Origin of the sequence: Devosia sp. ZB163, assembly GCF_028613635.1 — a bacterium.
Lineage (GTDB): Bacteria > Pseudomonadota > Alphaproteobacteria > Rhizobiales > Devosiaceae > Devosia_A.
This window is the reverse complement of sequence record NZ_JAQRMY010000005.1, coordinates 172198-190642: the sequence shown is the minus strand read 5'-3', so window position 1 is coordinate 190642 and position 18445 is coordinate 172198. Positions and strand designations below refer to the sequence as shown.

Below are 18445 nucleotides of genomic sequence, written 5' to 3'. Positions count from 1 at the left end.
ACGCCCTCGGGGCTGTGCTAACCGGCACGGCCCCGAGCGTGGCCTTCCGGCAGTTCACTCTCTGGAAACAGGCCATCCGGCGAGACCACGAATCCAGTCCTCGCGATCTCACGCCACGGCAGCCGAACGAGCTTGTCGCCGAGGACTACCCAGGGGGCATCAGTTCCATCGGGGCGATACCTGTTCGAATGCCAGGGCATGACGTGCAGGTAGAGATACTCCCTGTCACCGTCCTGTGTGTTGGTAAGGCGCCCGTCCTTCCATAGCCACGTTTCCGGCCACGGCCGGTCGTTCCACCACTTGAGCTTTCCGTTGCTCCAGGTGCTGTAGCGTTCGACGAACAGACATCGCCAGACGAGGCTTTGAACCGCTCTCAAGACAAAGCTGCCGGCCCTAAACACCCGTCGGTACGGCCCCTCGTCGAGGGTGAAGTTGGCAGCGTTCGGCGCGCGTTCCCGCCATTTCGGGATCAGCCGGTAACTCCTGCGCAGCCGGGGCGTGTTGCGGAACACGGCCAGGTGTCCGCTGACAATCAGCTCGTGCGTGGAGATCACGTCGTAACGCTGGAGCACCTCGTCGGTATAGAAGTGCCGGATCCGCCCGTAGAAGACGTCGATGTCGGCGAACCCGTAGCTGGCGTAGCCGGCGATCTCGGCCTCGAATGCATGGCCGTAGGCCGGCTTCAGGTCGCACAGCTTGTAGGCTATGTCGATGTGCGACAGGTCCAGCTCCGTGGCCTCGCCGATGCGCGCCAGCACCTGGGCCAGCGTCATCTTCACAAAGCGCACGTTTGGCGGGCGGTTCTCCGGAGGCTCCTGGTCGGTCACCAGCAACCAGTCGATGTCCGGGTTCCAGCGGCATGTTTCCATGGTGAAATTGATCCAGCGCGGCCACGGACCGAACCACGTCGAAATCAGGATCAATCGCTTCAAATACTGCTCCTGTCGCCGGCGCCAGGATCGTGCGCCGCCTATCTCGAAGTGCCGCCAGCTACGCCGGCGGTCATCTGCCGGTCAAGCGTGAAGACCCGCCTGGGAGCAGACGATTTTCTGAAAAGTGGCCGGGTCTGCCTAAGGGATGGGAAGGACCGACGGGCCTAGCGTGCCGCTGTCCTCACGCGATTCCGTCGAGCTTCAGGTAACGGAGCTCCTGTTGTCGTGAGGGACCATGGAACACCAGCTCCATCCGCTCGCCATCCATCACCTCCCCTTCTTCATCACCCCGCCCGGGTCCCCTGACCTGTTGTTCAACGGGGTCGTGTTCTTTCTCGTTGGTGTCGTGGTCCTCGTCGGCGTGTTGTACCTCCACCTCCATTCCCTGCCCGAACGCATGGCCCACCACCACAGCAAGGTGCAGATGGAGGTCGTGGCGGTGTTGTGCCTGATCGCGCTCTTCACCCACCAGCACATCTTCTGGATCATCGCGCTGCTGCTGGCCATGATCCAGATTCCCGACTGGTCGACGCCGTTCGTTTCGATCGCCCAGTCGCTCGAGAGAATCTCCATGCGTCAGCGCCCGATGAAGACGGTGGAATCTCCTCCGCGGATGGTACCCTCCGTCCCGGCTGCGAACCTGCCACCTCAGCCTGCTCCCACCATGACCAAGGCCGAGTAGGGCTGGCGCAACATGCTCGAGCTTCTGCTCTGCGCCTCGATCACGGTCCTCCCCGACTACCTCTTCAGGCGATACGTGCAAGGCAAGAGGATCGGGCATGAGATCACCATCTACTCGGTCTGGTATGAGCTCCGGTACGGCATCACCACCTGCCTGATCCTGACGATCTCGCTGATCACCATGATCTTCTACTTTCACCCCTCGACCAGCAGCGCCACGGCGATCTTCCGCACCATTTCGGTCTTGCCGGAGGGCGGCGGGCGGGTGGCCGAAGTCTATGTCGATGTAAATTCCAAGGTGAAGGCCGGCGACCTGCTGTTCAGGCTCGACAGTTCCCAGCAGGAAGCGGCGGTGCTTGAGGCCAAGAAGCGGCTTGCCGAGGTTGACGCCTCGTTCGACCTGGCCAAGACCGAGCTGGCAGCTGCCGACGCCAAGGTGCGCGAGGCCGAGAGCGACCTGCAGCAGGCGGTCGACGAGTACAACACGTTCAACAAGCTCAACAAGAGCGAGGCATCGTCTGTGTCCGCGCGCGAAGTTGAACGGCGCCAGCAGGTCATGCAGGGCCGACAGGCCTCGGTTGCCGCGGCCGAGGCCGCCAAGCAATCCGTCCAGGTGAGGCTCGATCACCTGTTGCCGGCGGAGCGTGCCACGGCCGAGGCCGGCCTGGATCAGGCTGAGGTCGCTCTCACCAAGACCGAGGTCCGGGCCGGAGTCGACGGGACTCTGCAACAGTTCTCGCTACGCAAAGGCGACGTGGTGAACCCTTTGCTCCGCCCGGCCGGCATCCTCGTTCCCACCGAAGCGGGGCGAGTGGCGCTTATTGCCGGCTTCGGGCAGATCGAATCCGAGATTATCAAGGTAGGCATGATCGGCGAGGCTACCTGCATCGCGCGTCCCTTCGTCATCATTCCCCTCGTGGTCACGGACGTGCAGTCGGTGATCGCGGGCGGTCAGTTGCGCCAGACCGACCAGGTGATCGACGTGCAGAGCACCGCCACGCCCGGCTCGATCACCACGTTCATGCGACCGCTATTCGAGGGACAGTCGCTGGGCATTCCGCCGGGAGGCACCTGCATCGCGAACGTCTACAGCAACAAGCATGACGAGCTGGAGAAGGTGCCGGCGGGATCGCCCGAATGGCTCTTCTACCACGCGATCGACGCAACGGCCCTCGTCCACGCCCTCATCCTGCGCATTCAGGCAGCCATGCTGCCGGTCCAGACGCTGGTGCTCAGCGGCGGCCACTAGGTCCGCGCGGTCCCAGCAGGCGCGGAGGCCGCGGTGGCACGAACCACCGCGGCCTCTTGCTTCGGGATGGACGGAGGAACGGCGCCCGGAGATCTGCCGGGCGCCGAGACGGGCTACTTCCGACCTGTGCTTGCCTTTGAGGCATTGTAGGCCTCGATATAGCCGCGCCCGACCGCGCGGACGGCGCGACCGATGTCGTCGTAGACATCGTCGGGCAGATTGGCGAACGACACGCGCACGCTCCAGTCGGGCGCCGCGAAGCCCCCACCGTTGAGCAGAACGATCGCGTGGTCCTCGGCCAGTCGCCGCACCAGATCGAGCGGATGGACGTGCTCCTTCAGCCACTCCACCATCTCTTCGCCGGCAACCCGGCGCAGCCAGAACTCGAAGTCGATCGTGCCGTAGTAGTAGGCGAAGTTCTGGTTGGGCTGCAGGTCGAGCGGCAGGCCCATGAGCAGCGAGGCAAGACGGTCCTCGCAGATCTTCATGCAGGCCTTCTGGTACACCTTGTCGGTGTCCATCAGCTCGGCGAGCGAGAACATCGTCATCATCACCTGCTGCGGCAGCGACAGGCCGGCAGTGTGGTTCAGCGCCACGTCGCGGCTGTCGGCCACGATGCGGTCGATGAACTTGAGGTTCTCGGGCTCCAGCGTGATGGCGATGTAGCGATCGTGCAGGGCCTGGCGCTCCCGCTCCCCAAGCTTGGCGATCCTGTCGTCGATGATGTTGCGCTCGTGGATCGCGATCACGCCCAGGCGCCAGCCGGTGCAGCCAAAATACTTGGAGTACGAATAGACCCCGATCGTATTGTAAGGCAGCTCGGCCATCAGCGAGCGGAAGTTCGGCACGAACGTGCCGTAGACATCGTCGGTGAGGATGATGAGGTCCGGTCGCTTGGTCTTCACGAACTCGACGAGCTTGGCCATGGTCGCGGGATCGATCGCCATGGACGTCGGGTTGCCGGGGTTGACCACGAAGAACGCCTTGATGCTCGGATCCTCGAGCTTGCGGATCTCCTCGTCGGAGTACTGGAAGCGGTTCTCCTGCAACGCCCGGATGTTCACCACGTCGAAGGCATAATCCTCGAGATGGGCGATCTCGACATAGGGCGTGAAGATGGGGGTGCCGAGCGCGATGCGATCGCCCTTCTTGAGGATGCGGTTCGCCATCAGCGACTTGAAGATGTAGCACATGGCCGCCGTGCCGCCTTCGACGGCATAAAGGTCGAACCAGCCGCCCGGAGGCTTGTCGTTGCACATCGCCCACATCAGGTAGCGATGGGCGATCTGCTCGGCATGGAAGAGCATCCGGTCGGGCACCGGATAGTTGTCGCCGATGATCGAGTCGGTAAGTTCGTGGACGAAGGCGTCGGCGTCGAAGCCGAGGCGCACGGTGGCATAGTCCACCATCTTGCGCAGGAACTCGGCGCCGGGTTGATCCTCGTGCTGATGCAGCCAGAGCTCGAAGCGTTCGGAGATGCCCTTCATCTGCGGCATTCCGGCGAGGCCGGCCACGGGATCATCCATGCTGCGGCGACACTCGGAGAGCGCAAAGCTCCCGAACAGGAAGAAGGCCTCACGCGGCTTGGTCGCCACCCAGTTGGGGTTGCCCCGGCCGGCATTGAGCAGGGTATTGGCTGATTTCTGCGCCGAGCTCTTGGCCAGCCGTATGAGCCCGTCCTTGATCTCGAAGGGGCTCATCTTGTCGAACTTGCGATAGTCGATATCTAACGTCGCCATAGGGAACTCCCGGATGGACATTGGATCCAGCCCGCTGCCGGCGATGAGGCACGGCGGGCACTCAAGATCAGTCCACCCTGGGGGCGACGAGCCGGGCGACAGGATGCCCGGGCAGCCGTCAGAACCTTAGTCTGGCACCTGAAAGCACTGCGAAACCGTCGTCGAAAGAGGCAACATCTTCGTCATACTCGTAGAGCCGCGCGCCGAGATAGAGTTCGGTCTGCAGGTAGTCGATGTTCTGCACGAACTGGGCACCGATCGATCGGCTCTCGCTGCCAGCGGCTGCGACGTCCTCGCCGATATAGGCGTCGACCGAGACAGCGGTCATGCCCCAGTCGAAGTACTCGGTCTGGTAGCCGACCTTGCCGTAGACATAGCGTGCGTCGGCATCGGAGGCATCGTTCTCCTCGACGGCGCCGGCAAGCGTGATGCTGATCCCCGACGGCGTGTGCAGAACCGAGATGGAGCCGTCGAGCAGAACCACGTCCTCGCCCGGCACCGATACAGCCGCTGCGCCGCCGACCTTGAAGTCGCCAAGCTCCTTCTCGTAGCGCGCTGCGACGTCCCAGACCGGGATATCGGTGATGGTCGGAACGATCTGAGTGCCCACCGAACCCGACAGGCTGAACCCCTCCCATGAAGGCGTATCGTAGCGCACCCGGGCCTTGCGTCCGGCGCCGTCGAAATCGCTGAACGCATCGTCGATGGCGACATCGGAAAGCGTGCCGTCGTCGAACCGGAACAGCAGGCCGCCGGCCATGTCGTTGACGTTCGCATAGCCGATCACGGTGGTGCCGGAATAGTCGACCTCGGCCGTTCCGTCGGACGCCATGCTGCCCTGGCCGAACCAGAACTTACCGTAGGTCTCGCTGGTGAAGTAGAGTTCCGCCTTGCGCAGCAGCGACGTGTCCCAGTCGAAATCGTCGATGTTGAGCTGGTTCACGTTGCCAGTGGCATAGGGGTTCCACTCGACTTCCCAGTTGCCGCCTAGTGTCAGGTCGTCGCTGATGGTTCCGAGCGCGCGGATACCGAAACGCGTCGATGAGTTGGAGTTGTCCACGGGGAAGAAGGTCAGTTCCTCGACGCCATCGTCGTAGAACAGGATGCCCTTGTCGATCTGGCCGTAGAACTCGGCCCAGTTCTTGTCGTCGCCGATCTTGAGGTCAGGGATAAGGTGCTCGGGCGGCGCTTCGGCCTCGACCACGCCGGCCTCTTGCTCGGTTGCCGTCGTTGCCGACTGGTCTGCCGCCATCGCCACCGGAGCTGGCAATCCGGCCAGAACCAACAAGGCCCAGTGCTTTCGCCTAATCCGCATCCGCCCCTCGCAACTTGCCCCGGCGATTGCGACTCCTCGCGAATCGGCAGCCGCCACAGATACGAGAACGCGATTTGCGCAGCTCGTCAAACTATATCCCTGCCGCGTACTCGGTGCCATTTAGTACATGCTCGATTCAGTGAACTATTTAGCGCCCGCTTTGTAGTTTCCCGCATAAGCCAGACAGTAAAGTATGCATAAAATAAGCGGACCAGCCTTTGCCGATAAATCAGAAGGGACAAGTATCTAGGCTGTAACTCCGCTGCTCGGCAGGCGCCTTCACAGCCGTTGCGGTGATTGCGTTCGTGGCGCGATTAACCAGGGCCATCGCTGCCTTCCCTTGGATCTTCCCGTGGAGGCACAAGTGCTCGAGTGGTTCGCAGACACCCTGCGCAAATACCCCGAGATCGCCATCTTCCTGTCGCTGGCGATTGGCTATTACTTCGGCAAATTCACCTTCAAGGGACTGGGCCTGGGCTCGGTCACCGCGACACTGATCGCCGCCGTCATCATCGGTCAGCTTGGCATCGAAATCTCCCCGCCTCTGAAGGCGACGGTATTCCTGATGTTCCTGTTCGCGGTCGGCTACGGCGTCGGACCGCAATTCGTGCGCGGTGTCGCCAAGGACGGCCTGCCACAAGCGATCTTCGCCGCAGTGGTCTGCGTATTCTGCCTGATCGTGCCGTGGCTGGTCGCGAAGGTCGCCGGCTACGACATGGGATCGGCTGCGGGCCTCTACGCCGGATCGCAGACCATCTCCGCTTCGATGGGCCTTGCCACGGACGCCATCAACCGCCTCGAACTGCCTGCGGACGAAACCAAGCGCCTGCTCGACGCGATGCCTGTGGCCTACGCGGTCACCTACATTTTCGGCACCGTCGGTTCGGCCATCGTGCTCGCCCTGCTCGGGCCCGCCCTGCTTCGCATCGACCTCGAGAAGGAATGCAAGAACTACGAGGAGCTGCACGGCGGCAAGAAGGAGATCGGTGGAGCCGGTACGGCCTGGCACCACTTCGAACTGCGCGCCTTCAAGGTACGCGAGGACGGCCTCGTGGTCGGCAAGACGGTAGCCGAGGCGGAGACCATCCTCCCCGGACAGCGCATCTACGTCGCCCGTATCCGTCGCAACGGCGAGATTGTCGAGGCAACGTCCGACATGGTGATCGAGGCCGGTGACGTGCTTGCCGTATCCGGGCGCCGCGAAACCCTCGTCGATCTCATCGGCGAGAAGGCCGATGAGGTCGATGACGGCGAACTGCTGGCCGTGCCGATCGAAGGCGTGGACGTCCTCGTCACCTCCAAGCAGGCCGACGGCAAGACCATCGAGGAGCTCAGCAAGTGGCCTGCCGCACGCGGCGTATTCCTGCGCAAGATCGTGCGGGGTGCGACAGCGACGGACATCCCGATCCTCGCCGACACCAGGATCAACCGGGGCGACATCCTGACCGTAGTCGGACGCACCCAGGACACTAACGCCATCGCCAAGGTGCTCGGCGTCGTCGACCGGCCGAGCGATGTCGCCGACGTGGCCTTCTTCAGCGCGGCGATCGTCGTCGGTGCGCTCGTCGGCTCGCTCGTCGCCAATGTCGGCGGCATCCCGCTGACCTTGAGCACCTCGGGCGGTGCGCTCATCGCCGGCATCGTGTTCGGCTGGCTGCGCTCGGTGCGTCCCAGCTTCGGCCGCATTCCGAGCTCGACCGTTTGGTTCATGAACTCGGTCGGCCTCAACATCTTCATCGCGGTGGTTGGCATCACGGCCGGGCCCAATTTCGTGGCGGGCCTGCAGAAGCTCGGCTTCGGCCTGTTCCTGTGGGGCATCGTCGCGACGACCATCCCGCTGATCCTCGCCATGTACGTGGGCAAGTACATCTTCAAGTTCCACCCGGCGATCCTGCTCGGCGCCTGCTCCGGCGCCCGCACGACCACCGCATCCCTCGGCATGATCAACGACCGCGCCAAGAGCCAGATCCCCGGCCTCGGCTACACCGTGACCTATGCCGTGGGGAACACGCTGCTGACGGTGTGGGGCATGGTCATCATCATGCTGATGAGCTAGCGGGCGGCCCGCGCCGCCCGCCTCTTCCAACCATCGAACCACGCATCGAGTCTCAGGATTGGACGGTATTCCAATGGCATCGGATCATCGCATCGACCACTTCTTCTCTATGCCGGCAGCCCGCGCCGACCGTTGGCGCGACCTGGTCGCCACCGCCAGGTCCTGGGCAGCGGGCAAGCCTGTCGCCGGGGAAGTCGAAGCCGCGCTCGACGAGCTCGGCCCGATGGAGGACTTCCACGCCTTCCCTGGCGGCAGGCTGATGTCGGCGCTGAGGGATCGGCTGCGCGGCGGCGATGCCACCGGGTTTTCCGACCTCGCCCGGCGCCTGTCGCTCGCCATTGCCACACGCTCGTTCAAGAGCGATCCATCCGAGTGGGACACGCCCAGCGATGGTGCCGAGACGGCAGCCGAACTGTTGCCCTCGGTCCTCGGCCGCACCGCCAAGCGGCCCTACTTCGAGATGCTCCTCGTTGCCCCGGGCGATGGCACGCGCGACGCTCACCGGATCGCCGAGATGCGCCGGCTTCGCCGTCCCGAAGATCGCTTCGTCTACGAGGTGGTGCCGGTCGGCAGCTTCGAGGACGCCTTCTGCGCCGCGATCATCAATCCCGACATCAATGCCGTGACCATCGTCGAGGGCTTCGCCTATGCCTCGCGCCACCCGGCGCCGATCCTGCGCGACGTGCTCTCCAATATGGGCCTCGACGAATCCATGGCGGACGATCCCGACCTGGCGCTGGCGCTGGCCAACGCGATCAAGCACGTGCGGCCGGAGCTCGACATCTACCTGCTGTCCGACCGTCGCGTCGAAATGCTGGCCGGAGATCCTCGAGCATCGGCGCTGCGGCGCGTTCTCTACGCCGTCGAGGAGCCACTGGAGCTCCATCTCTCGATCCTCGAGGGCATAGACGATCGCTTCGTCTCGCCCTTCTTCGACAATCTCAAGAAATACGCCCAGCGGCCCATCAGCACCTTCCACGCCCTGCCCATCGCCCGCGGCAAGTCGGTGTTCAAGTCCGACTGGATCCGCGACATGGGCGAGTTCTACGGCATCAACCTGTTCCTTGCCGAAAGCAGCGCCACGACCGGCGGCCTCGACAGCCTGCTCGAGCCCACCGGCAACATCAAACGCGCCCAGGACATGGCTGCCCGCGCCTTCGGCGCCGACCGGGTGTTCTTCGTCACCAACGGCACCAGCACCTCCAACAAGATGGTGCACCAGGCGCTGATCGCGCCGGGCGACATCGTCATCCTCGACCGCAACTGCCACAAGTCGCACCACTACGGGCTCGTGCTGGCCGGCGGCCAGCCGCTCTATGTCGAGGCCTTCCCGATGACGGAGTACTCGATGTACGGCGCCGTCCCGCTGTCGACGATCAAGAAGGCGCTGCTCGCGGCGAGGGATGAAGGCCGGCTCGACCGCGTCAAGATGCTGGACCTCACTAACTGCACCTTCGACGGACATATCTACAATGTCCGCCGGGTGATGGAGGAATGCCTCGCCATCAAGCCCGACCTCGTGTTCCTCTGGGATGAGGCCTGGTTCGGCTTTGCCCGCTTCTCGCCGATCCTGCGCCCCCGCACCGCGATGGGGGCCGCACAGGCCATCGAGGACTGGATCAGGGAGCCCGGCTCGCAGGAAGCCTATGCCCGCCAGCAGATCGAGCTCGGGCCCAATCCATCGGTCGAAAAGCTGCTCGCGACCCGACTGATCCCCGATCCCTCCAAGGTGCGGATCCGCGTTTACCAGACCAACTCGACCCACAAGTCGATGTCGGCCCTGCGTCAGGGTTCGATGGTGCTGGTCAAGGACGTGGAGTTCCACACGGTCGAAGCGCAGTTCAAGGAAGCCGTTTTCACGCATGCCTCCACCAGCCCCAACCAGCAGCTCATTGCCGCACTCGATGTCGCGCGCCGGCAGATGGAACTCGAGGGCTACGGCCTCGTGCTCAATGCCATCGAGATCGCGCTCGCCATCCGTCGCGAGGTCAACGCCCATCCCGTGATCTCGAAATACTTCAAGGTCCTGGGCGCCGACGCCATGGTGCCGGCCGAGTACCGGAAGAGCGGCTTCACCGACTTCCTCGCCGACAAGACTACCTGGGCGACCCAGATCAAGAGCATGCATGAAGACGAGTTCTGCCTCGACCCGACGCGGCTGACTCTCGTCTGTGGCACGGCCGGGTTCGACGGCACCCAGTTCAAGGCGCTGCTGACCGACCGCTACAACATCCAGCTCAACAAGACGTCGCGCAACTCAGTGCTGCTGCAGTCCAACATCAACAACACGCGCAGCGACATCGCCCACCTGATCCGCGCCCTGCTCGAGATCTGCGAGGGGATCGAGGACCAGCTCGCCGAAGGCGGTGACGGGGCGCGCCAGGCGCTAGCGGCCCGCGTCAAGGCGCTGATGACCGACGTACCCGACCTGCCGAACTTCTCCCACTTCCATGCGGCCTACCGCAAGGACGCCGGCAAGCTGACGCCGGAAGGCGATATGCGCTCGGCCTTCTATGGCGCCTACGACATGGCCGGCACCGAGTACGTGCCGCTCATCGGCCCCGAATGCGATCGGCGCCTGAAGGAAGGCCCCGACATGGTCTCGGCCAACTTCGTCATCCCCTACCCGCCAGGTTTCCCCATCATGGTACCGGGCCAGGTGATCACCAAGGAAACCATCGACTTCATGCGCAAGCTCGATGTGAAGGAGATCCACGGCTACGAGAAGGCGCGCGGCCTCAAGCTCATCAAGATGGCGGGCGCCACTAGGTCCGCGACGGCCGGCAAGCCTGCGGCGACCCCCAAATCCGCGACAGCCGCCAAGCGCCCGAACGGACGCACCGAGCGCCCGGCCAAGGTGATCCCGGTCGTCGCCGCAGCCGCGACACCACGCGCCAAGGCCCGCAGGCCAGCCGCGCGTAACCGCACCACGCACTGACCGCTCTCGGGGCACGCGCGACGCGCGGGCCCCTTCCCACAAGGAGACCCCCGTTGGGCCAGGTGATCAAGGACATCATCCAGACGCCGCTGCTCTGGCTGCTCGTCTTCGTCCCCATCGTTTTCGTTGCCGAGGTGCTCTGGCCGGATCAGCACACCTGGCTGTTTATCCTGTCCGTGCTCGCCATCGTCCCGCTGGCCGCCCTGATGAGCAAGGCGACCGAGTCCGTCGCGCACAGTACGGGTGACACGGTGGGAGGGCTGCTCAACGCCTCGCTCGGCAACCTTACCGAAATGGTGATCGCGCTGACAGCGCTGGCGGCCGGCCAGTACCTCCTCGTCAAGGCGACGATCGCCGGCGCAATCGTCACCAACTCGCTGTTCATGCTGGGGGGGTCGTTCCTGATCGGCGGGCTCAGGCACCACGTGCAGGAGTTCAACAGCACCAGTGCCCGCTTCCAGGCCTCCTTGCTCTTCCTTGCCACAGTCGCGCTGATCGTCCCGTCGGCTGTCGCCAACGCCGAACGCGCGCCGCCCGGCGGCTACATCCAGGACATCAGCCTCGGCATCGCGGTCCTGCTCATGATTGCCTACGGCCTCGGCATGTTCTTTGCGCTGAAGACCCACAAGGGCTTCTTCGGCTCGCGCGACCACGGGGAGGCCGACGAGCATCCCTGGCGCCTCGGCATTGCGCTGATCATGCTCGTTGGCATCACCATCGTCGTCGCGCTCGTCAGCCACGTTTTCGTTGCGTCGCTGGAGCACGCGGCAGAGACGCTGGGCATGTCGCCGGCGTTCGTCGGCTTCATCGTCGTCGCCATCGTCGGCGCAGCGGCCGAAATCCTCTCCGCCTTCACCGCCGCCCGCAAGAACCGGCTGGATCTCAGCGTCGGCATTGCGCTGGGCAGTGCCGCCCAGATCGCGCTGTTCGTTGCGCCGGTCCTGCTGATCCTCAGCTACTTCATCGGCCCGCATCCAATGGATATGCTGTTCTGGCCGGGCGCAGTCCTGATGATGTTCCTCGCCACGCTTACGGCGATCCTCGTCAGCGGCAGCGGACGGTCCGCCTGGTATCCGGGGGTGCTCCTGCTGATGGTCTACGGCATCTTCGGGATCACCCTGTTCCTGCTCCCGCCGCCTGCTGCCTAGTCGCGACGGAGTGCGGTCAGATGATCCACGAGGCGCGCCCCTACGTTTCGACCGGCCAGTTGCCGTCGCCGGTCGATGTCCGGCAGATCGTCGAGCGAGCCCACATGCTGGTGCGCGACAACACCGAGGGTGAGCGCTCGCAGGTCTACCCTGCCCTGGCACGCGCCCAGGAGGACCTCTTCGGCATTTGTATCGCGGCCACCAACGGCGAGACCTACGGGGTCGGCGACATGAACCACGAGTTCACGCTGATGAGTATCTCCAAGCCCTTCGTCTTCGCCCTCATCTGCGAGCAGATCGGACCGACCGCGGCCCGCCAGAAGCTCGGCGTGAACGCCACCGGTTCTGCCTTCAACTCCGCCGCGCCGCTCGAGCGCAACCCAGGCGGGCACACCAATCCAATGGTCAACAGCGGCGCCATGGCGACGACCAGCCTCGCGCCGGGGGACAGTGCGGAGGACAAATGGGATTTCCTTCGCGCCGGCCTCTCCGAGTTCGCCGGGCGCGAGTTAGCACTCGACGACGAGGTATTCGCCTCGGCCTCCACCACCAACTTCCGCAACCGCGGCCTCGCCCAGATCCTCCATGGCCTCGGCGGAATCTACTGCGACCCGATGCAGGCGGTAGATCTCTACACCCGCCAGTGCTGCCTCAACGTCACCGCCCGCGACCTCGCCGTGATGGGCGCAACACTTGCCAGCGGCGGCGTCAATCCAGTGACGCGGCAACGGGTGATCGATCCCTTGGTCTGTCACTACACGCTGGCAGTGATGGCCACCGCCGGACTCTACGAGACCTCGGGAGACTGGCTGTATGAGATCGGGCTGCCCGGCAAGAGTGGCATCAGCGGCGGCATCGTCGCCGTTTCGCCGGGCAAGGGCGGGCTCGGCACGTTCGCGCCGCTGCTCGATACCGCCGGCAACAGCATCAAGGGCCAGTTGGTAGCGAAGTACCTGTCACAGCACCTCGGGCTCGACCTCTTCGTTTCGTCACCGGCGCAGACGTCCGGGTGACTGGGCCCCCAGCCACTGGTCCAGCCGACGCACCACTGTCACGAGGAACGCCACCGACCATCCAACGAGTGTGATCCCGGTCAGTCCCTCGAGGGCGGCAAACAGGCGCCACGCTCCGTCAACAGTCACGTCGCCATAGCCGATGGTGGTGAACGTCGTCGCCGAAAAGTAGAGGGCGATGTCATAGGGCGCGAGGGCCCCACCGAGCCAGAAGATCAGTGCGTAAACGCTGATCTCGGCCATGTGCAGCGCGAGAATGCCGCAGACGACCGAACCCATGAGGATCATCTGCATGATCCGGGTCCGCTTCAGCCGCTCCTTGCACAGCTCGAGCAGTCGCAGGATCAGCGCAAGCCCGACAAGGTGCAGGACGACGGTGGTCCCGACGGTCGCGAAGCCCAGGCTAAAGTGAAGGATCGTTGCCACGACGCGCGCCTAGCGAGGGCATCGTGGCAACGCCATCTTCGGTCAGCGCGGCGCCGCAACGGCGGCGTAGGCCACCTGATTGCCGTTGAACACCTTCTGGTACCAGCCGTTGGAGCAACGGATATAGCGCTGGTCATTGACCCGCACCTGCTGGCAGCTGTTGGGCAGGTTGTAGACCACGTTCAGATCATCCCAGTAGTCGTCGGAAATCTGGGCGCCCCACCAGATACCGGCCCCGGGTATCCACGGAACGTTCGGGCGGTTGGGGTGATCAGGCCGGTTCGGGCGGTCGGGGCGATTGCCGGGCGGTTTCACGATGGGTTGTTCGGGACGCGGCCGCGAACTGATGCCGCCACCGCCGACGTTGGCCGGGCGCGAGAAGCCCGAACCGCCACCACCGAAATTGCCGCTGAAATTGCCGCCTCCATGGCCGCCACTGAAGCCGCCCCCTCCGCCGAAGCCACCACCACCACCGCCGCGGCCACCGCCCCCGCCACCGCCGCCCGGTCGAGCGTCAGCCGGAACTGACAGGACGAGGCCGATGAGAATGGCAGTCACCACCGCCATGACCGGACGGGGTTTGAAGGTAAGGTTTGACGCACTCATTTGGCGGGCTCCCCGGCTTCGGCCGTCTGCATGACAAAACCGATCTCCTCGTAGTCGTCCGGGGGCGTGAACTCGAACTCCGAGCTGGCCACCTCGACATTGGGCGCCCATTCGAGGTTGGCCTCGAAGCGCGGGCGAGCCGGGATCGTGTCGTCGAGAACCACGACGCGAAGCGGGAGCGGCGTATCGCCGTCCTGAATCCAGAGCTCGAAATCCTTGCCGGCTGTGCGATAAGCCCAGTGTTTGACTGGGATGTCGTCGACCTTGGCCGAGCTGACGAGGAAGCCTTCGGTGATGATGTTCTCGGCCGCGTCTGGCGTGCCGAAATTGAACAGGTCCGACAGCGGCAGGTCGATGCCGAGATGGTAGCTGACCTGCTCGAGCATCCCCTTGATGGTCGGGGCCACCTCGGCCCTGCCGTAGACCTTGTCGGGCGGATCGACCACGGTCAGTTGCTTGCCATCATAGATGAACTCGCGCGAGCCCAGTTCGCTCTCGACTGTCGCGCGCAGGCCATCCGGACGCCGGACTTCGTAGTTCGTGGTGCCGGTAATATCGATGACCTGGTCGTTGTCGAGGGCCATCTGGGTTTCGAAATCGCTCTTGAGCGTGAAGTTCTTGAGGTCGGCGAGATAGGCTCCCATCGCCTCCAGTGCCTCGACCGACGCCGGCTCGATTTTGTCGGCCTCGGCCTTTTCCTGGAGCGGGGCAAGGGCCTTCTCAATCGGCTTTGCGGGCGCTGCCTCCTGCGCCGCTGCCGTCAGCACCGACATCAGTAGCGACGCTGCAAGCACGGGAAGGATCGGGGCCCGCACCCGTTGGTGTGTATTCAGGTACATCGGGTCACTCCGGATTGGCGCGGCCGGGAACCCCGGACAGCGCAGTCAATTTGGACCCTGCTGGTCTAGCTGGAGAGGGCTGATGAAACGGAGAATTCGCTCGGACGATTTCGAGAAGTGTTTCAATCAACTAACGGCAGCGTTCGTACGCTTGTGAACGACGCCGGGGCGACGTCGACAAGCTTACCGCCGGCCGCCTTGCACTGCGTCATAGATCTGGCCATCGGCGCGCAGCTGGTCGACTGTCTTGTCGGTGCAGGTGCCGTTGCCTTCCGTCTGGATCCTGCTCGCAGCGCCGCTCGGGGTGATCGTCGCGGCAATGTTGTCCGGCGAGAGGTAGACCGCCGTTCCATCCGGCCTGAGAGTCGATAGGTAAAAGAAGCGATCGGTCCCGGCATCCGAGCAGCTCACGATCAGCGGAAAGGCTCCAGAAGCGGTCTGCGCTAGCGCGTGTCCAGCGGCTGGCAGCGTGCCTGTGACAAGCAATGCCAAGGCAGCGTGTCGTACCATGCTCATCGAAGGAACTCCGGCTCGCGGGGGCCCCCTTAGCGAACCCCAGCTGGACGATGCCCGGCCCGGGTTAGGAAACGCAGAAGCGCGCCCGAAGAAGTCGCGGCTCTTTTTCTTCGATTTGCGGAGGCAATACTTCGCCCGGCAATCGGCAGCGCCTCAGACGGAGTATCTGCAGCAGCGCCACAATGCCAAAGACCCCAGCCTTCGGTCGCGGAAGGCCGGGGTCCTCTAGAGGTCATTCGGATCCCCACTTCGGTTTGGGGCTCGGTTGGGATCCGGCCTGGCACGGAAAGCCTCACACCGACATCTTGACAAAAACATGACGACAACTTGCCAAAATTGTTGGTACGCAAGCGCACGTCTACGACACAACCAGTTGATACGTCGATATATTGATCGATTCAAAACAATCGTACGGAATCCACCTTATTCACACTATTCAACACCACAAAAATCCGAACTTGCACCACAAAATCAACCCTGATGTTCATATCAATGTCGGCCGGAGAAGCAGACAGGGCTAGTCAAAGTGCGAAATCGCACCACGAATTAAGTACATCTGTGTAATTTCGCCCGATCTAAGTCCTTGTTGTACTTGCGTGACTGGGGGACAAGATGATTCGGGCTGCATTTGTGGTTTTGCTGGCACTGGTCGTCATACGGTGGTCAATCGACGCCGGAATGGCGGAGGGCATCCAGGAGATCGAGTGGGGCGTGAGAAGCGCCCTGATCTTCAGCCTCTTCCTGCTTCGCGCGGCCAACGCCTGACTGACAACCAGCGTGCCAACGCCTCAAGGCGTTGGCACGCCTTCCTCTTTTCGTTCAGTATATGCACCTGCGGAACCGGTTGATCCGGGCACCGAGGCTTGGGCTGATCGAGAGCGAGGAGTGACGGATGGCAGGCACGATCAGGCTGGGCACGGCCGGCTGGGTCTTCGAACCCTGGCGCAAGAACTTCTATCCCGACGGACTGAAGCAGAGAGAGGAGCTCGCCTACGCGAGCGCGCAGCTCGGCAATATCGAGATCAACGCCACCTTCTACTCGCACCAGAAGGCCACGAGCTTCGAGAACTGGGCCAGCCAGACCCCCGACGACTTCGTCTTCACGGTGAAGGGCCACCAGCTCGTAACCCACATCAAGCGGCTGAAGGATGTCGAGATCCCTCTCGCCAATTTCTTCGCCTCGGGCGTCATGGCGCTCGGCCGCAAGCTCGGGCCCTTCTGCTGGCAGCTGCCCGGCAACTCGAGCTATGACCCTGCGCGCATGGAGGACTTCCTCGCGCTGTTGCCTCAGACGCCCGACGAACTCACCACGTTGGCCGGCAAGACCGACTATGCCAAGAACCCACCCTATCTCGATGCGACCGGCATCGGCCGTGTCCGCCACGCCATCGAGGTGCGCCACAAGAGCTTTGCCGACGAGCGCTTCATCGCCCAACTCCGGCGCTACAACGTCGCGCTCGTCGTCGCCGACACCGCCGACTGGCCCCACATCGACCAGACCGCCGACTTCTCCTATGCCCGCCTCCAGGGGGCACCGGGCAGGGAGAGCTACTCGACCGATGAGCGCGACGCCCGCACCGGCTGGCTCAAGGCCTGGGCCGAAGGCTCGGCCGTCGCCGATGGTACGTACGTCACCGGTCCCGAGGCGGCTCCGCCACCCCGCGACGTCTTCGCCTTCTTTGTCTCGACCGACAAGGAACACGCGCCCGACAATGCCCGCGCAGTGATGGCGATGCTCGGCCTCAAGGGCCCGGGCGAGTGACAATCTCGTTATCGGCGGTAAGTTGACAGGGCGGACGCGCCCGAGAATATGGCCGGCGCAACGACTGGAGCGTCACCCTTGTCCATCACTGCCGATCGTCCGCGGCTCCTGACCGCGATTTCCTTCGTCCTCGGCCTCGCTACTATCGCCGGCGCCTGGGGATCGCAGTTGATCGGCGGTCTCGTGCCCTGCGAACTCTGCCTCGAGCAGCGCTTGCCTTACTACCTGGGCCTGCCGGTGCTGGCGCTCATCCTCATCTTCTGGAACCGCCTGCCGCGCATCGTGTGGTATGTCGCCATGGCGATCGCCATAGCCACCTTCGTCTGGTCGACTTGGCTGGCCGGCTACCATTCCGGCGTCGAATGGCACTGGTGGCCCGGCCCGACGGCCTGCACGGGCACGGGCGTGACGGTCAACTTCAACGACCTCAACAACATCAACGCCACGCGCGTCATCCCGTGCGACGCCGTGCAGTTCCGTTTCCTCGGCCTGTCGCTGGCCGGCTACAATGCGCTGATCTCGATTGCCATCGTGGCGATGCTGCTCGCGGCCACAGTGCTGCGCGGACGCAAGGCTGCCTAGGGCTCGAGCTCGATATCCCAGTAGAGGTAGTCGAGCCAGCTCTGGTGCAGGTGGTTGGGCGGGAACGCCCGGCCATTGTTGTGCAGGTCATTCACGCTCGGCTGGAACGGCTCCTGCATCGGATACATGTGGATCTCGCGCGGCAGCCGGTTGGCCTTCCTGAGGTTGCACGGCGCGCAGGCGGTGACGACGTTCTCCCACGTCGTACGCCCGCCCTTGGACCGCGGCAGGACGTGATCGAACGTCAGGTCGTCGCGCGCGCCACAGTACTGGCACTGGAATTTGTCGCGCAGGAAGACGTTGAAGCGGGTGAAGGCCGGATGACGCGCCGGGCGCACGTAGTCCTTCAGCGAAACCACGCTGGGCAGGAACATCTCGAAGCTGGGCGACTTGATCACCCGGTCATAATTGGAGACCACGTTCACCCGGTCGAGGAAGATTGCCTTGATGGCATCCTGCCAGGACCAAAGCGACAATGGGTAATAGCTGAGCGGACGGTAGTCGGCGTTCAGCACCAGAGCGGGGCAACTCTCAAGCGACGCATGTACTGTCACTTGTCGCCCCCGGAACGGGAATCGCGGCAAGTCATGATCGGCAATAATCTATGCCTGATGTGACGCGACTGTGAAGCGCGATTCGATAA

Annotated in this window: 17 protein-coding genes; 9 read left to right on the top strand and 8 right to left on the bottom strand. The window is 63.8% G+C overall.

What is annotated here, in order from left to right; translation table 11 throughout:
- Positions 1–17 precede the first annotated feature (17 nt).
- Positions 18–932, bottom strand: a complete 915-nt coding sequence (locus tag PRN20_RS22305; protein WP_273959879.1) for a DUF6625 family protein — start codon at positions 930–932, stop codon at positions 18–20.
- 235 nt (positions 933–1167) lie between these two features.
- Between PRN20_RS22305 and PRN20_RS22300 the strand changes: the two genes are divergently transcribed.
- Together PRN20_RS22300 and PRN20_RS22295 are read left to right on the top strand one after the other, a co-directional pair.
- Positions 1168–1614, top strand: coding sequence for a hypothetical protein (locus tag PRN20_RS22300; RefSeq protein ID WP_273959878.1), 447 nt, complete (start codon positions 1168–1170; stop codon positions 1612–1614).
- Positions 1615–1626: 12 nt separating this feature from the next.
- Complete coding sequence (locus PRN20_RS22295) at positions 1627–2862, top strand: HlyD family secretion protein (RefSeq protein ID WP_273959877.1); 1236 nt, start codon at positions 1627–1629, stop codon at positions 2860–2862.
- 113 nt (positions 2863–2975) lie between these two features.
- Here PRN20_RS22295 and PRN20_RS22290 read toward each other — a convergent pair whose 3' ends face one another.
- Positions 2976–4601 carry a bifunctional aspartate transaminase/aspartate 4-decarboxylase gene (locus PRN20_RS22290; protein WP_273959876.1) on the bottom strand — a complete coding sequence of 542 codons (1626 nt, stop codon included), beginning with the start codon at positions 4599–4601 and terminating at the stop codon, positions 2976–2978.
- A 118-nt stretch (positions 4602–4719) separates the two neighbouring features.
- Positions 4720–5916: a porin gene (locus PRN20_RS22285; protein WP_273959875.1), complete on the bottom strand. Its 1197-nt coding sequence runs from the start codon at positions 5914–5916 to the stop codon at positions 4720–4722.
- A 364-nt stretch (positions 5917–6280) separates the two neighbouring features.
- On the opposite strand from PRN20_RS22285, the gene aspT reads away from it, so the two are divergent.
- From aspT to glsA, 4 genes are all read left to right on the top strand, one after another.
- Positions 6281–7972, top strand: coding sequence for an aspartate-alanine antiporter (gene aspT / locus PRN20_RS22280; RefSeq protein WP_273959874.1), 1692 nt, complete (start codon positions 6281–6283; stop codon positions 7970–7972).
- A 73-nt stretch (positions 7973–8045) separates the two neighbouring features.
- Entirely contained in the window at positions 8046–10910 is a 2865-nt protein-coding gene (locus tag PRN20_RS22275) for a decarboxylase (protein ID WP_273959873.1), read from the top strand.
- Positions 10911–10963: 53 nt separating this feature from the next.
- Positions 10964–12058, top strand: coding sequence for a calcium/proton exchanger (gene cax / locus PRN20_RS22270; RefSeq protein ID WP_273959872.1), 1095 nt, complete (start codon positions 10964–10966; stop codon positions 12056–12058).
- 20 nt (positions 12059–12078) lie between these two features.
- The gene (gene glsA / locus PRN20_RS22265; RefSeq protein ID WP_273959871.1) at positions 12079–13071 is read left to right on the top strand and encodes a glutaminase A; all 993 of its coding nucleotides are present in this window, start codon (positions 12079–12081) and stop codon (positions 13069–13071) included.
- Here glsA and PRN20_RS22260 read toward each other — a convergent pair.
- The 4 genes from PRN20_RS22260 to PRN20_RS22245 all read right to left on the bottom strand — a co-directional run bounded on the left by PRN20_RS22260 (position 13048) and on the right by PRN20_RS22245 (position 15458).
- Positions 13048–13497: a potassium channel family protein gene (locus PRN20_RS22260; protein WP_273959870.1), complete on the bottom strand. Its 450-nt coding sequence runs from the start codon at positions 13495–13497 to the stop codon at positions 13048–13050. The two genes, glsA and PRN20_RS22260, sit on opposite strands and share 24 nt — an antisense overlap.
- 42 nt (positions 13498–13539) lie before the next feature.
- Positions 13540–14103 (bottom strand): hypothetical protein, encoded by a 564-nt coding sequence (locus PRN20_RS22255; protein WP_273959869.1) that lies wholly within the window; start codon positions 14101–14103, stop codon positions 13540–13542.
- Entirely contained in the window at positions 14100–14942 is an 843-nt protein-coding gene (locus PRN20_RS22250) for a DUF2092 domain-containing protein (protein WP_273959868.1), read from the bottom strand. The genes PRN20_RS22255 and PRN20_RS22250 overlap by 4 nt, the downstream gene beginning before the upstream one ends.
- A 183-nt stretch (positions 14943–15125) precedes the next feature.
- Entirely contained in the window at positions 15126–15458 is a 333-nt protein-coding gene (locus PRN20_RS22245) for a hypothetical protein (RefSeq protein WP_273959867.1), read from the bottom strand.
- A 612-nt stretch (positions 15459–16070) separates the two neighbouring features.
- Here PRN20_RS22245 and PRN20_RS22240 point away from each other — a divergent pair.
- The 3 genes from PRN20_RS22240 to PRN20_RS22230 all read left to right on the top strand — a co-directional run bounded on the left by PRN20_RS22240 (position 16071) and on the right by PRN20_RS22230 (position 17802).
- Positions 16071–16223 (top strand): hypothetical protein, encoded by a 153-nt coding sequence (locus PRN20_RS22240; protein WP_273959866.1) that lies wholly within the window; start codon positions 16071–16073, stop codon positions 16221–16223.
- A gap of 127 nt (positions 16224–16350) precedes the next feature.
- Entirely contained in the window at positions 16351–17220 is an 870-nt protein-coding gene (locus PRN20_RS22235) for a DUF72 domain-containing protein (protein ID WP_273959865.1), read from the top strand.
- Between the two features lie 78 nt (positions 17221–17298).
- Complete coding sequence (locus PRN20_RS22230) at positions 17299–17802, top strand: disulfide bond formation protein B (protein ID WP_273959864.1); 504 nt, start codon at positions 17299–17301, stop codon at positions 17800–17802.
- Here the strand turns inward: PRN20_RS22230 and PRN20_RS22225 are convergent.
- Entirely contained in the window at positions 17799–18356 is a 558-nt protein-coding gene (locus PRN20_RS22225) for an HNH endonuclease (protein WP_273959863.1), read from the bottom strand. The two genes, PRN20_RS22230 and PRN20_RS22225, sit on opposite strands and share 4 nt — an antisense overlap.
- Positions 18357–18445 lie beyond the last annotated feature (89 nt).